Below are 13,025 nucleotides of genomic sequence, written 5' to 3' on the forward strand. Positions count from 1 at the left end.
GTGACCAGAGTCACGCGGTTTCGCGGGCGCGGCGCGCTCCTACGACGGAGGCGCCGCGGGGCGGGGGCGGTCAGTCCGCGAACTGGACGCGCACCTCGACCCTGCGGTTGGGAGCCAGACAGTCGATGACCTGCTGGCCGCCGCGACCCTCGCAGTCCACCACCGGCTCAACGGCTCCGCGCCCGACCGCGGTGATGCGCTCCTCGGGAATGCCACGCTCGATCAGGTAATCACGCACCGCGTTGGCGCGCTGGCTCGATACCGTCTGGTTCGCCACTGCGGTGCCCAGCCGGTCGCTGTGCCCGATCACGTGCACGATCTCCACCGGGCGTTCGGCCAGCCTGGTGGCCAGTTCGTCCAGGGCAATCCGGCCCTCCGGGCTCAGGTCTTCGATGCTGGACTTGCCGAAGGCGAACATGCCGTCAGCCGACAGTCGCTCCAGGAACGAGGACGGCAGTGGCTGCATGTCCTGCGCTTCCGGTACCGGTTCCTGTTCCGGCGTGGTGCTGCATGCGCTGGCAAGCAACACGAAGCCAGCTGCCGCCAGCGTCAGCCAAGGCTTGATCGTCATAGTTCCTTCTCCCCCATTTCCATGTCTGGTTGGTTCCCCCCTGCCGTTCGGAGCATAGCAGCCGCGGATTGCAGTTTGGACAGCCCTGGAAAGGGCGCAGGGAGTGGGCAGGAGGGGAGTCAGCAGGGGCGTTTCAGCGTGCCAGGCCGTCCTCCAGCGCGGCCACCATGCATGGAGTCCCGCCGATGGCGAGGGGGGCGTCTTCCCGCTCCAGGGGCAGGACCGCCAGGGCCTCACGGCCGGCAGCACACACGACCCGCCCGATCTCGCGCTCGCCCGAGGTGACCGCGTCGCCGGAAGCCACCGCGGAATCAACTTGCAGTCGCACCAGGCCGCGCTTTGCCTGGCCCAGGAAGTGGGTGCGGGCAACGATCTCCTGGCCGGGGTAACAGCCCTTCTTCACGCTGTAGGCGCGCAGACGCTGCAACGACAGCTGCTGCGGGGTCCACTTTTCGGTCTGGTCCGGATCCAGCCGCGGCCAGCCATGGGACAAGTCGAACGCGCTCCACCGGCTGGCCACATCATCGCTGACCGGCGCGGTGGTCGCGCCCAGGCGCAGGGTGCGGGCTCCAGCGGGAGTGCCCATGTCCAGTTCCACGCCGCTGTCCTCATCGCCGGCAAACGCAGACCCCGTCGCCTGCTGCGGGGCAGTGAATGCGGCAGCGGCATGCACTGCTTCCAGCGGGCGCAGCGTCACCTTGGTACGGAATACAAAGCGCTGCAGCTGGGCGGCCAGATCCGCCGGATCGGCGTCCGGCAGCAGCAGCCACAGACGCTCGGCGTCAAAGCGCAGCAGGGCGAACAGGGCCACGATCCGCCCCTTGGGAGTCAACCATCCGCTCCATTGCCAATGCCCGTCGGCCAGCCCGTCCACATCGTTGGTGAACTGGGCCTGGGCAAATTTGGCTGCATCCCGGCCTTCCAGGGCCAATACGCGATGACCGGGAAGGGGGGAGAACTGATCAGGTAGTGACGGCGACTTGTCGGACATGGGGGTGGGACTTAGACTTGAAGAGGTGAAAGACCCAGCCATCATAGGCGAAAGCAAAGCCGTGCCCGAACAGGACCAGCCCGTGGAACCGGTGCCTGAGCCTGAACGTCCGCGGGAAATCGGCGGTCGGGAGGGGCCAGACCCGACCCGCTACGGGGATTGGGAAAAGAACGGCCGCTGCATTGATTTTTGAGGCGGCACTGTCCGCCACCTGCCACGCGGCCCGCGTTCCAGCAGCCGCCCAGCGAGGATCCTTCCTGCGATGAGTCACCATCAACGTCCACTGTCCCCTTTCATGTTGGGGCAGACATACCGTTTCCAGATCACCACGGTGATGTCCTTCCTGCATCGCACCAGCGGTGTCGTGCTGTCCGTCGGCGCGTTGGGCATGGCCTGGTGGCTGCTGGCGGTCGCCCAGGGCGGGGAGGCATACGCAAGCTTCTCCGAGTGCCTGGCCTCGCCGCTGGGCATGATCGCCCTGGCCGGCTTCTCGCTGGCGCTGGTGTACCACCTGCTCAACGGCATCCGCCACCTGTCCTGGGACATGGGTTACGGGATGTCGATTCCCGAACTCTACCGGTCCGGCTATACGGTGGCGGTGCTGACGGTGGTGCTGACCGGCATCATCTGGTTCTTTGCAATGCGGGGTGGGGCATGAGCGATACGAGGCTTGATCAGGACGGTACCGTGCGCGAATTCCGCACGCCCCTGGCCCGCGCCCGCGGACTGGGTTCGGCCAAGTCCGGCACCAGCCATTTCTGGTGGCAGCGGGTGACCGCGGTGGCGATGATCCCGCTCGTAGCCTGGCTGCTCGGCACCCTCATCTCGCTGGTTGGCGCGGACCTGGCCACGGTGCAGGAGGTGATTGCACGGCCCTGGAACGCGATCCTGTTTGCCGCGTTCTCAATCGCCATGTTCTGGCACATGCAGATGGGCCTTCAGGTGGTGATCAGCGATTACCTACACGGCGGCCTTGAGCGGGCCCTGCAGCTGATCGTCATCTTCGTCTGCGTACTTGGCGCACTCGCCTCGCTGTTTGCCATCGGCCGCATCGCGCTGCTGGCCTGACCCCACTTTTTCGACAGAGCTGCAATGACTACTGCCTATCCAATTACCGAGCACCAGTACGACATGATCGTGGTCGGCGCCGGCGGCGCCGGACTGCGCGCCACCTTCGGCCTGGCCCACAAGGGCCTGAAGACCGCGTGCATCACCAAGGTCTTCCCGACCCGTTCGCACACAGTCGCCGCGCAGGGCGGGATCTCCGCCGCGCTGGGCAACATGGGCGAAGACGACTGGCGCTTCCACTTCTACGACACCATCAAGGGCTCGGACTGGCTCGGTGACCAGGACGCCATCCAGTACATGTGCCGCGAGGCCATCCCCGCGATCATCGAGCTCGAGCACCAGGGCGTGCCGTTCTCGCGCACCGAAGAGGGCAAGATCTACCAGCGTCCCTTCGGCGGCATGACCACGCACTACGGCAAGGGCACCGCGCAGCGCACCTGCGCCGCCGCCGACCGCACCGGCCACGCCATCCTGCATACGCTGTACCAGCAGTCGCTGGCCCATGACGCCGAGTTCTTCGTTGAATACTTCGCGCTCGACCTGATCATGGACGAGGAGGGCGCATGCCGCGGCGTGCTCGCCCTGGACATGTCCAACGGCACCCTGCACCTGTTCCGCGCCCACGGCGTGGTGCTGGCGACCGGCGGCTATGGTCGCGCCTACTTCTCGGCCACCTCGGCCCACACCTGCACCGGTGACGGCGGCGGCATGGCGCTGCGCGCCGGACTGGGCTTGCAGGACATGGAGTTCGTGCAGTTCCATCCCACCGGTATCTACGGCGCCGGCTGCCTGATTACCGAGGGCGTGCGCGGCGAAGGCGGCATCCTGCGCAACGCCAGCGGCGAGCGCTTCATGGAGCGCTATGCGCCCAACGCCAAGGACCTTGCGAGCCGCGACGTGGTCAGCCGTTCGATGACCATCGAGATCCGCGAAGGCCGCGGCGTGGGCGAGCACAAGGACCATATCCACCTCGACCTGACCCACCTGGATCCGGCCGACATCCACAAGAAGCTGCCGGGCATCGCCGAGAGCGCGCGCATCTTCGCCGGCGTGGACGTGGAAAAGCAGCCGATCCCGGTCATCCCCACCGTCCACTACAACATGGGCGGCGTGCCGACCAACTACCACGGCGAAGTGGTGCAGCTGAAGGACGGCAACCCGGACTCCGTGGTCCAGGGCCTGTACGCGATCGGCGAGGCCGGCTGCGTGTCGGTGCACGGTGCCAACCGCCTGGGCTCCAACTCGCTGCTCGACCTTGTGGTGTTCGGCCGCGCGGTGGCCAACCGCTGTGCCGAAACCATCAAGCCGGGCCAGCCGCACAAGCGCCTGGCTGGCGACGCCTGCGACCGTGCCCTGGCCAACCTGGACCGTCTGCGCAACGCCAGCGGCGGCACCCCGACCGCTGTCATCCGCGACAACATGCAGCGCACGATGCAGAGCCACGCTGCGGTGTTCCGCACCCAGGAAACCCTGGCTGAAGGCGTGGAGCACGTGCGCGAGATCCGTGATTCCTTCGCCGACGTCAAGGTCAGCGACCGCTCGCTGGTGTGGAACTCGGACCTGATTGAAACCATGGAGCTGCAGAACCTCCTCGGCCAGGCACTGGTGACCATTACTTCGGCCGAGAACCGCAAGGAATCCCGCGGGGCCCACGCGCGCGAGGATTTCCCCGATCGTGATGACGTCAACTGGCAGAAGCACACCCTGTGCTGGCTGGAAGAAGACGGCAGCACCCGAATCGACTACCGCCCGGTGCACATGTACACGCTCGACGACGAGGTCGAAGTAGTGCAGCCGCAAGCGCGCGTTTACTGACGGGAGATAGAGACAATGGCTGAATTCACGCTCCCGAAGAACTCCAAGGTCCAGAAGGGCCGGCACTTCCCCGCCACCGGGGCCAAGCGCACGCGCACCTTCAAGGTCTACCGCTGGAGTCCGGACGAGGGTCGCAATCCAAGCACCGACACCTACGAGGTGGACCTGGACAGCTGCGGGCCGATGGTTCTGGACGCGCTGATCAAGATCAAGAACGAGATCGATCCGACGCTCACGTTCCGGCGCTCCTGCCGCGAGGGCATCTGCGGCTCGTGCGCGATGAACATCGACGGCACCAACACCCTGGCCTGCACCCGGGCGATCGAGGACTGCGCCAAGCAGGAAGTCCCGATCTATCCGCTGCCGCACATGCCGGTGATCAAGGACCTGGTGCCGGACCTGACCCACTTCTTCGCCCAGTACGCCTCGATCAAGCCGTGGCTGCGCACCCAGGGCAAGCCGCCGCCGGACCGCGAGCGGCTGCAGTCGCCCGAGGAGCGCGACCGCCTGGACGGCCTGTACGAATGCATCCTGTGCGCCTGCTGCAGCACCGCCTGCCCAAGCTACTGGTGGAACGGCGACCGTTATCTGGGCCCGGCGATCCTGCTCCAGGCCTATCGCTGGATCGTTGACAGCCGCGACGAAGATATCGGTGCACGGCTGGACGACCTGGAAGACCCGTTCAAGCTCTACCGCTGCCACACGATCATGAACTGCGCCCGCACGTGCCCCAAGGGGCTGAACCCGGGCAAGGCGATCGGTGAGATCAAGCGGCTGATGCTGGCCCGCCAGGGCTGAGTCGCAGAACGCCGTGACTCCCGAAGACCAGGTTGAACTGCGCCGGCTGCGCTGGCGCGCGCGGCGCGGCATGCGCGAGCTGGACGTGCTGTTCAACCGCCATCTGGACCATGCCTGGGCGACGGATTCCGAAGCCCAGCGCGAGGTTTTCCTACGCCTTCTGGCGTGCGAGGACGATAAGCTCTGGCGCTGGTTCATGGGCTATGAGGATGTCCCCGATGCCGAGCTCAAGCAGCTCATCCAGCGGATCCTTGGGTTGCCACATTGAGTGGCAACCCTCGCGCTGGCTTTGCGCGGGGCTGGTACTGCTTGCGATGCTGGCCGCGTTTGCCATAAACGCGTCGGAAATGCCGCGCATGGTTGCCTGGCCGCTGGCGGTGCTGGCCCTGGCCTACGGGCTGTTGTCGGCCGTACGGCATCACGCGCAGCCCGTGCACCGTTTCGTGTTCACTGGCCAGGACGGCCCAGTGCTGATTGACGGCGTGCCCGTCCACGAGGCCAGCGTGACCTGGCGCGGCCCGCTCGCCTTCCTGCGCTGGAATGACGGTGCAGGGCGTACGAGGCGGTTGGCTTGGTGGCCGGACACCCTGCCGGCGCCGCTGCGGCGTGAACTGAGGCTGGCCGCTCCTTTAAGGCGGGCTGCGCGAAAGGGCGCTTCAGTGGCAACATAGCGGCCCTTGTGCCCGGCACCGCCGCGGCATCCGTCCTGCCTGCGAGAGCCGATGTTCAAGCCCGTCCCCGTCGCGATCGGCCTGCGCTACCTGCGCGCAAAGCGCCGCAATGGCTTCATTTCCTTCATTTCCCTGGCGTCGATCCTGGGCATCGCCATTGGCGTGGCGGTGCTGATCACCGCGCTGTCGGTGATGAGCGGGTTCCAGCGCGAGATCCGCGACCGGATGCTGGAAATGACCGCGCACGCCACCATCAGCGCCTACGGCGAGCCGATGGAGAACTGGCAGGGCGCCGTGTCCGAGGCGATGGTGGACGCGCGGGTGGCCGGTGCGGCGCCGTTCGTTGAAACCCAGGCGCTGATCTCCGGACCGCGCCGGGAACCCGCGATGGTGCAGGGCGTGGTGCCCGAGCACGAGCGGGAGGTGTCCAAAATCGCCGAGCGCATGGTATCCGGCAACCTGGATGACCTTGCTCCCGGCAGCTTCAATATCGTTCTCGGCCGCGACCTGGCGCTGTGGCTGGGGGTGGGCGTGGGCGACAAGGTGGTGGTGACCACCGATTTCCAGACCACGCCGATGGGCGCAGTGCCGCAGCTCAAGCGGTTCACCGTCAGCGGCATTTTCCAGGTGGGTCACCAGCAGTTCGACCGCAGCCTGGCAGTGGCGAACATGGAGGACCTGCAGCGGGTGTTGCGCATGGGCGATGGCGTGACCGGAGTGCGCCTGCGCCTGCACGACATGGATCAGGCCAGGGAGGTGGCGCGCGATCTGGTGCTGCGCCTGCAGGGCCCGTACCAGGTCAGCGACTGGAGCAGCGAGAACGCGAACATGTTCCGTGCGCTGCGCCTGGAAAAGACCATGATCGCGATCCTGCTGTCACTGATCATCGCCATGGGCGCGTTCAACCTGGTGTCATCGCAGGTGATGCTGGTGACCGACAAGCAGGCCGACATTGCCATCCTGCGCACCCTGGGCCTGACCCCGCGCGGGGTGATGCAGACCTTCATGGTCCAGGGCAGCATGATCGGGATTTTCGGCACCGTGCTCGGGGTGGTTGGTGGCATCCTGCTGACCCTCAACCTGGAGCACATCCTGCGTGCGATCGAACGGACCTTCAACGTGGTGCTGATCCCGCCGGATGTTTACTACATCACCGGTTTGCCAACCGAACTCAGCGCTCCCGACGTGGTGGTGATTGCCGTGGTGGCGCTGGCCATGGCGCTGGTGGCAACCGTATACCCGGCCTGGCGCGCTGCGCGCACCGCGCCGGCGGAGGCGTTGCGCTATGAATGATGCAGTGGTCCGTGCCGAAGGCCTGGGCAAGGTCTATTCCGAAGGCGGTCTCAACACAGCGGTGTTCTCGGGGCTGGACTTTGAGGTTGCGCGGGGCGAGACAGTCGCCATCCTGGGCGCATCAGGTGCGGGCAAAAGCACCCTGCTGCATCTGCTGGGCGGGCTGGACACACCCACCGCCGGAGAAGTGTTCGTTGACGGGCATCGCATGAGCGGCCTGTCGGACGCGGCGCGCGGCCAGCTGCGCAACAGGGCGCTCGGCTTCGTCTATCAGTTCCACCACTTGCTGCCTGAATTCACCGCGCTTGAAAACGTGATGCTCCCGGTGCTGCTGGGCGGATCCGAAGTGAAGGACGCCACGGCCAGGGCGCGCGCGCTGCTGGAGGCGGTCGGCCTGGGGCCGAGGTTGGGACACAAGCCGGGTGAACTGTCCGGCGGTGAACGCCAGCGGGCCGCGGTGGCCCGCGCCCTGGTCAACCGCCCCGCCTGCGTGCTGGGCGACGAACCCACCGGCAACCTGGATGAGAAGACCGCGGCGATCGTGTTCGAACTGATGCTTGAACTCAACCGTGAGCAGCAGACCAGCCTGGTGATGGTGACCCATGACCGCAGCCTGGCACGGCGCCTTGACCGGGTGATGGAGTTGCATGAGGGCAAACTCCGGCCGTTTCCGCAGGCCGGCGGCTGACCCGCTCCCCATACGCTTGCGTTTGGAAGTGTGCTAGCTTTTCCGCAAGGCACAGGTCACGCCCCCCACCGGGACCGAAGCCGACAACAACAGCGGGCAGCCACGCCTGCGCCGTCTTGTCGATTCGATCAACTGGTTTTGGGGGATGTCATCCATGCAATCGATCCAACCGCAACGCAATCTGCTGGCCGCGGCCGTCCTGGCCGGCCTGGTTGCACTGTCCCAGGTCCCTCTTGCGCAGGCTCAGGACACGCAGCCTGCAACCAGTGACCGCGAGGAGCCCGCCACCCTGGCAACCATGGTGGTGACCGCGCAGAAGCGCGAGGAAGCGCTGCAGGACGTGCCGATCGTGATCAACGTGCTGCCCGAGCAGCTGCTGCTGGACACCGGCGTGCGCGACATCAAGGACATGCAGGTGCTGGTGCCGGGCCTGACCGTGACCAGTACCCAGTCCGCCGCCCAGACTACCGCCCGTATCCGCGGCATCGGCACCGTGGGTGACAACCCGGGGCTTGAGTCGTCGGTGGGCGTGGTGATCGACGGCGTGTACCGGGCCCGCAACAGCGTCGGCTTTGGTGACCTGGGCGAGCTTGAACGCATCGAGGTGCTCAAGGGTCCGCAGGGCACGGTGTTCGGCAAGAACACGTCGGCAGGCGTGATCAACGTGGTCACCCGCAAGCCTAGCTATAGCCAGGAAGCCGAGGGCGAGGTGACCGTGGGCAACTACGGCCTGGTGGGCGTGGGGGGCTCCTACAACGATGCCCTGGGTGAAAACGCGGCCTTCCGCGTCTATGCCACCAAGCGCAAGCGCGACGGCGTCGACAACGTGTTCACCGCCAACGGTCCGCGCACCCAGACCGATGATGCGGACCAGAACTACCACGCAATGCGCATGCAGCTGCTGTTCGAGCCCACGGCCGACCTGAGCATCAATTTCGCCGGTGATTACGCCAGCCGCGAGGAAAGCTGCTGCGTCAGCATGACCACGCACCGCGGTCCGACCGCGGACATCATTGATGCGCTCACTCCCGGCGGGGAAGGCATCATTCCTGTGCCGGACCTGGATCGACGACTGGCCTATGCCAACCGTCCCTCCGAGCAGGACCTGAAGGACAAGGGCGTGTCGGCTGAGATCAACTGGACCACGCCGTGGGCGAACAACGCCACGCTGACCTCGATCACCGCGGCGCGCACCTGGGATGCGATCACCAGCATCGACTTCGACTACAGCGCGGCCGACATCATGTTCCGGCCCGCGGACGAGGATTATTCGCTGGTCGCGTTCGACACCTTCAGCCAGGAACTGCGCATGACCGGCTCGACCGACCGTGTCGACTGGATGGTGGGCGTGTTCTATTCCGATGAGGACCTGGCCCGCAATGATTCCTATCACATGGGTGCCGGCTACGAGCCGTACCTGTCCACCCTGGTGGGCAGCCAGGTGCTGGCCGGCCTGTCACAGGCCGTGGCCGGATTGCAGCAGGCGGTCGGTCCGCTGGGACTGAGCGTCAATACAGGCAACCCGGCGACCTTTGTATCAGAGGTCACCGGACGGCCGTTCGGCACCAACTTCACCGGCATTGGTGCACACGACCGGTACGCGCAGAATGCCAAGAGCACGGCGATCTTCACCAACAACACCTTCCACGTCAGCGACACCCTGGATATCACCCTGGGCCTGCGCTACACCCACGAGAAGAAGACGCTCGATTCGTCGTTTGCCAACCCCAATGGCAGCGCGGCTTGTGGCATTACCCTGTCCGATCCGGCCGCCGCCGTGGGCGGGGCAATGATCGGCCGCGTGGACGGGTTCGCCAACCTGCCGCCGGCGCTGCAGCAGCAGCTGATGGCGCAGATGCTGCCGCAGCTGCAGCCGGCCATCCAGCAGGTGGCCGGCTTCATGTGCCTGCCGTGGGCCAACGTGCTCCACAACGGTCGCGAGACCCGGCAGGAGCGGACCGAGAAGGAATGGTCGGGCACGCTCAAGGTGGCCTACGACTTCTCCGACGACGTGATGGGCTATGTGTCGGCGGCGCGCGGCTACAAGGGCGGCGGCTTCAACCTTGATCGCGTGCAGGTGGGGGTGACGCCTCAGGATGACACCTACTTCCCGGGTGAGTTCGTGGACAGCTACGAGCTGGGCATGAAGACCACCTGGGCGGACGGCAACCTGCTGTTCAACGCGGCGCTGTTCCACCAGGAGTACGAGGATTTCCAGCTCAACAGCTTCCTGGGCACGGCGTTCGTGGTGCGCTCGATTCCCAAAGTGACCTCCACCGGCGTGGACATGGACGTGCTGTGGCAGACAGGCATCACCGGCCTGATGGTGCAGGGCGGGCTGACCTATGCGGAGACCGAGTACGGCAACGACCTGCTGCCCGATCCCGACCTTAGCCTGCTGCCGGGCAACCAGATGAGCTTCGCCCCCGAGTGGTCGGGCAATGCCTCGGTGACCTATGAGTGGGACATCGGAGCCAACCTGCTGGGCCGCTTCAACATCGGCGCCAAGTACATGTCCGATTACAACACCGGCTCGGACCTGGACCCGCAGAAGGAACAGGAGGCGTACACGCTGCTCAACGCCCGCCTGGGCTTCGGCCGCCAGGACCGGGGCTGGATGGTCGAGTTCTGGGGTCAGAACCTTACCGACGAGACCTACAAGCAGGTGGGCATCGATGCCCCGATTCAGGCCCAGTCCTGGAACACCTACCTGGGCGCACCGCGCACCTACGGCATGACTTTGCGCTTCCGTTATTGAGTTGTAGTCGGCCGGGCTGATTAGCCCAACGCGAGCCAAGGGCCCGCGCATCTCCGGATGCGCGGGCTTTTCCGTGTCGCGGGCTGGAATGCGACAATCACCGCACACCCCACTGAGCAGCACAGCGATGGACCAGGCCCCCGACGACCTTGTTTTGTATGAGCTGGCCCGCGAACTGGGCGAACGGCTGCGCGGCGAACGCCACATGCTGGTCACCGCCGAGAGTTGCACCGGCGGCTGGATCGCAAAGACCATGACCGATGTTCCCGGTTCATCGGAGTGGTTCGACTGTGGTCTGGTGGCCTACAGCTACGAAGCCAAGCAGGCGATGCTGGGGGTGCAGCCGGGCACGCTGGAAGAGCACGGTGCGGTCAGCCGCGAGACGTCGGTGGAAATGGTGTCGGGCGCGCTGGTGAATTCCGGCGCAACCGTCGCCGTGGCGGTGACCGGTATTGCAGGACCAGGCGGCGGCACTGAAGACAAGCCGGTGGGAACCGTATGGATCGCCTGGAAACGCCGGGCGGGATACACCCACGCCGAGCTGTTCCACTTCCCGGGCGATCGCGACGCGGTGCGTCGCCAGACCGTGCTGGTCGCCCTTCAGGGCCTGGACAAGCTGCTGTGAATGCCTGCGCGCCGGCACGGGCAGGAGCAGGCTGATGTGGGAAACGCTGGGCACCGTCCGTGACCTGGGCCGGCTGCAGGAAATTGCATCGGCGCTGATCCGCTACGGCTTCGGCGAATTCGTACAGCGGATCGGTCTGTCCAGTGCGCTGGAGCGGGCAGGGCGCCTGCTGCACTGGGGGCAGGCCGACGAACGGCCACGGATGGAGCCGTCCGCGCGTTTGCGTCATGCGCTGCAGGAACTCGGGCCCACCTTCGTCAAGCTCGGCCAGGTGCTGGCCACGCGGGTGGACCTGTTGCCGCCGGAGTGGATCACCGAACTCAGCAAACTGCAGAACGCCGTACCCGCGCTGTCCTGGCAGGAGATCCGCCCGCAGCTGGTGGAAGACCTGGGAGGCGAGCCGGAACAGGTGTTCGCGCGGATTGAACAGGTGCCGCTCGCGGCGGGATCGCTGGCCCAGGCCCACCGTGCCTGGCTGGACGATGGGCGGGCCGTGGTGTTGAAGGTGCGCCGCCCCGGCATCCGCGAACAGGTGGAGGCTGACCTGCGGTTGCTAGCGCGGCTGGCGGAGATCGTCGAGACCCGGGCCCCCGATCTGCGCCGTTACCGCCCGACCGACATCGTTCACCAGTTCGGCACCTCGCTGCGGACCGAGCTGGACTTTGCCGCGGAATGCCGCAACGCCGAACGGATCGCGGAGAATTTTGCCGATGACGAGCGCATCGCGATTCCCGCCATCCACTGGCAGTGGACCTGCGAACGGCTGAACGTGCAGGAGTTCATGTCCGGAATCCCGGGCACCGACCTGGCCGCCGTGGATGCGCTGGGGCTGGACCGTCATGAACTGGCGCGCCGCGGTGCCGGGATCGTGCTGAAGATGGTGCTCGAGGACGGCCTGTTCCACGCCGATCCGCACCCGGGCAACATTTTCTACCTGGATGACGGCCGGATCGGCGTGATCGATTTCGGCATGGTCGGACGGGTGGGTGAGCGCCGCCGGCAGCAGGTGGCGCAGCTGCTGTACGGGATGGTGTCGCAGGATTCCGAATCCGTGGCCGACATCATGCTCGAGTGGGGCGACGGCGACGGGGATGTCGAGGAAGGCCGGCTGCAGACCGATGTGGACGCCTTTGTCGACCAGTACCGCGGGGTGCCGCTGAAGGAGCTGCGCATGGGCGCGATGCTGCTGGACGTGGCCGCCATGCTCAGGCGCAACAAGCTGTCGCTGCCGCCGGACCTGGCGCTGATGATCAAGGCCTTCCTGACCCTGGAGGGCCTGGGTCGGCAATTGGATCCCGACTTCGACATGGCCGCCGTAGCCCAACCGTATCTGGAGCGCGCGCTGCTGCAACGCTATTCGCCGGCTGCGCTGGCCCGCCGCGGCCGGCGCACGGTTTCCGGCGCGATGGACCTGATGGGAACCCTGCCGCGCGACCTGCGCCGCCTGCTGCAAGCTGCGCGGCGAGGGCGCCTGCGGGCGCAGATCGAGGTCACTTCGCTCAAGGACTTCGGCAGCCAGGTCAACAGCGCCGCCAACCGCCTGACCGTGGGCGTGATCACCGCGGCGCTGATCGTGGGCTCCTCGATCGTGATGAACAGCGTTGCCGGCGGCGCTTCCAATCGTGCGCTGATGGCCATGGGCGTGCTCGGGTTCCTGGGCGCGGCGCTCAGCGGTATCTGGATCGTGTTCTCCATCTGGCGCAGCGGTCGGCGCCGCTGAGCCGGCGGGTGATTTTCGTTGACGGTT

General features: G+C 66.3%; 14 protein-coding genes. 12 read left to right on the forward strand and 2 right to left on the reverse strand.

What is annotated here, in order from left to right; genetic code table 11:
* Positions 1-70: 70 nt before the first annotated feature.
* Both ACW7G3_RS09975 and ygfZ read right to left on the reverse strand, forming a co-directional pair.
* Entirely contained in the window at positions 71-571 is a 501-nt protein-coding gene (locus ACW7G3_RS09975; RefSeq protein WP_456974826.1) for an OmpA family protein, read from the reverse strand.
* A 133-nt stretch (positions 572-704) separates the two neighbouring features.
* Positions 705-1,562 carry a CAF17-like 4Fe-4S cluster assembly/insertion protein YgfZ gene (gene ygfZ / locus ACW7G3_RS09980; RefSeq protein ID WP_456982623.1) on the reverse strand — a complete coding sequence of 286 codons (858 nt, stop codon included), beginning with the start codon at positions 1,560-1,562 and terminating at the stop codon, positions 705-707.
* Between ygfZ and ACW7G3_RS09985 the strand changes: the two genes are divergently transcribed.
* The 12 genes from ACW7G3_RS09985 (at position 1,561) to ubiB (ending at position 12,998) form a co-directional block, all read left to right on the forward strand.
* Complete coding sequence (locus tag ACW7G3_RS09985; protein ID WP_456974830.1) at positions 1,561-1,755, forward strand: DUF1674 domain-containing protein; 195 nt, start codon at positions 1,561-1,563, stop codon at positions 1,753-1,755. The genes ygfZ and ACW7G3_RS09985 overlap by 2 nt on opposite strands.
* Before the next feature lie 69 nt (positions 1,756-1,824).
* A complete protein-coding gene (sdhC, locus tag ACW7G3_RS09990; protein WP_456974832.1) occupies positions 1,825-2,220 on the forward strand; it encodes a succinate dehydrogenase, cytochrome b556 subunit in 396 nt (131 codons plus the stop codon).
* The gene (gene sdhD / locus ACW7G3_RS09995; protein ID WP_456974834.1) at positions 2,217-2,630 is read left to right on the forward strand and encodes a succinate dehydrogenase, hydrophobic membrane anchor protein; all 414 of its coding nucleotides are present in this window, start codon (positions 2,217-2,219) and stop codon (positions 2,628-2,630) included. Before sdhC ends, sdhD begins: the two co-directional genes overlap by 4 nt.
* Before the next feature lie 24 nt (positions 2,631-2,654).
* Positions 2,655-4,445 carry a succinate dehydrogenase flavoprotein subunit gene (sdhA, locus tag ACW7G3_RS10000; RefSeq protein ID WP_456974836.1) on the forward strand — a complete coding sequence of 597 codons (1,791 nt, stop codon included), beginning with the start codon at positions 2,655-2,657 and terminating at the stop codon, positions 4,443-4,445.
* 15 nt (positions 4,446-4,460) lie between these two features.
* Positions 4,461-5,243: a succinate dehydrogenase iron-sulfur subunit gene (locus tag ACW7G3_RS10005; protein WP_456974838.1), complete on the forward strand. Its 783-nt coding sequence runs from the start codon at positions 4,461-4,463 to the stop codon at positions 5,241-5,243.
* A 70-nt stretch (positions 5,244-5,313) separates the two neighbouring features.
* The gene (locus ACW7G3_RS10010; protein ID WP_456982717.1) at positions 5,314-5,511 is read left to right on the forward strand and encodes an FAD assembly factor SdhE; all 198 of its coding nucleotides are present in this window, start codon (positions 5,314-5,316) and stop codon (positions 5,509-5,511) included.
* A gap of 88 nt (positions 5,512-5,599) precedes the next feature.
* Positions 5,600-5,914, forward strand: a complete 315-nt coding sequence (locus tag ACW7G3_RS10015; protein ID WP_456974840.1) for a hypothetical protein — start codon at positions 5,600-5,602, stop codon at positions 5,912-5,914.
* 51 nt (positions 5,915-5,965) lie between these two features.
* Positions 5,966-7,207, forward strand: a complete 1,242-nt coding sequence (locus tag ACW7G3_RS10020; protein WP_456982624.1) for a lipoprotein-releasing ABC transporter permease subunit — start codon at positions 5,966-5,968, stop codon at positions 7,205-7,207.
* On the forward strand, positions 7,200-7,895 hold the full coding sequence (gene lolD / locus ACW7G3_RS10025) for a lipoprotein-releasing ABC transporter ATP-binding protein LolD (RefSeq protein WP_456974844.1): 696 nt from the start codon (positions 7,200-7,202) through the stop codon (positions 7,893-7,895). Before ACW7G3_RS10020 ends, lolD begins: the two co-directional genes overlap by 8 nt.
* A 154-nt stretch (positions 7,896-8,049) precedes the next feature.
* Positions 8,050-10,653: a TonB-dependent receptor gene (locus ACW7G3_RS10030; protein WP_456982625.1), complete on the forward strand. Its 2,604-nt coding sequence runs from the start codon at positions 8,050-8,052 to the stop codon at positions 10,651-10,653.
* Positions 10,654-10,780: 127 nt separating this feature from the next.
* The gene (locus ACW7G3_RS10035) at positions 10,781-11,278 is read left to right on the forward strand and encodes a CinA family protein (protein ID WP_456974848.1); all 498 of its coding nucleotides are present in this window, start codon (positions 10,781-10,783) and stop codon (positions 11,276-11,278) included.
* Positions 11,279-11,312: 34 nt separating this feature from the next.
* The gene (gene ubiB, locus ACW7G3_RS10040) at positions 11,313-12,998 is read left to right on the forward strand and encodes a 2-polyprenylphenol 6-hydroxylase (RefSeq protein WP_456982626.1); all 1,686 of its coding nucleotides are present in this window, start codon (positions 11,313-11,315) and stop codon (positions 12,996-12,998) included.
* Positions 12,999-13,025 lie beyond the last annotated feature (27 nt).

Source organism: Luteimonas sp. A478 (assembly GCF_054052025.1).

Excerpts from the sequence above, each read along its gene's own strand:
- sdhD (WP_456974834.1), top strand. The coding sequence starts at position 2,217 with ATGAGCGATACGAGGCTTGATCAGGACGGTACCGTGCGCGAATTCCGC.
- ACW7G3_RS09985 (WP_456974830.1), top strand. The coding sequence starts at position 1,561 with ATGGGGGTGGGACTTAGACTTGAAGAGGTGAAAGACCCAGCCATCATA.
- lolD (WP_456974844.1), top strand. The coding sequence starts at position 7,200 with ATGAATGATGCAGTGGTCCGTGCCGAAGGCCTGGGCAAGGTCTATTCC.
- ACW7G3_RS10010 (WP_456982717.1), top strand. The coding sequence starts at position 5,314 with ATGCGCGAGCTGGACGTGCTGTTCAACCGCCATCTGGACCATGCCTGG.
- ACW7G3_RS10035 (WP_456974848.1), top strand. The coding sequence starts at position 10,781 with ATGGACCAGGCCCCCGACGACCTTGTTTTGTATGAGCTGGCCCGCGAA.
- ACW7G3_RS09975 (WP_456974826.1), bottom strand. The coding sequence starts at position 571 with ATGACGATCAAGCCTTGGCTGACGCTGGCGGCAGCTGGCTTCGTGTTG.
- ubiB (WP_456982626.1), top strand. The coding sequence starts at position 11,313 with ATGTGGGAAACGCTGGGCACCGTCCGTGACCTGGGCCGGCTGCAGGAA.
- ACW7G3_RS10005 (WP_456974838.1), top strand. The coding sequence starts at position 4,461 with ATGGCTGAATTCACGCTCCCGAAGAACTCCAAGGTCCAGAAGGGCCGG.
- sdhA (WP_456974836.1), top strand. The coding sequence starts at position 2,655 with ATGACTACTGCCTATCCAATTACCGAGCACCAGTACGACATGATCGTG.
- sdhC (WP_456974832.1), top strand. The coding sequence starts at position 1,825 with ATGAGTCACCATCAACGTCCACTGTCCCCTTTCATGTTGGGGCAGACA.
- ACW7G3_RS10030 (WP_456982625.1), top strand. The coding sequence starts at position 8,050 with ATGCAATCGATCCAACCGCAACGCAATCTGCTGGCCGCGGCCGTCCTG.
- ygfZ (WP_456982623.1), bottom strand. The coding sequence starts at position 1,562 with ATGTCCGACAAGTCGCCGTCACTACCTGATCAGTTCTCCCCCCTTCCC.
- ACW7G3_RS10015 (WP_456974840.1), top strand. The coding sequence starts at position 5,600 with ATGGTTGCCTGGCCGCTGGCGGTGCTGGCCCTGGCCTACGGGCTGTTG.
- ACW7G3_RS10020 (WP_456982624.1), top strand. The coding sequence starts at position 5,966 with ATGTTCAAGCCCGTCCCCGTCGCGATCGGCCTGCGCTACCTGCGCGCA.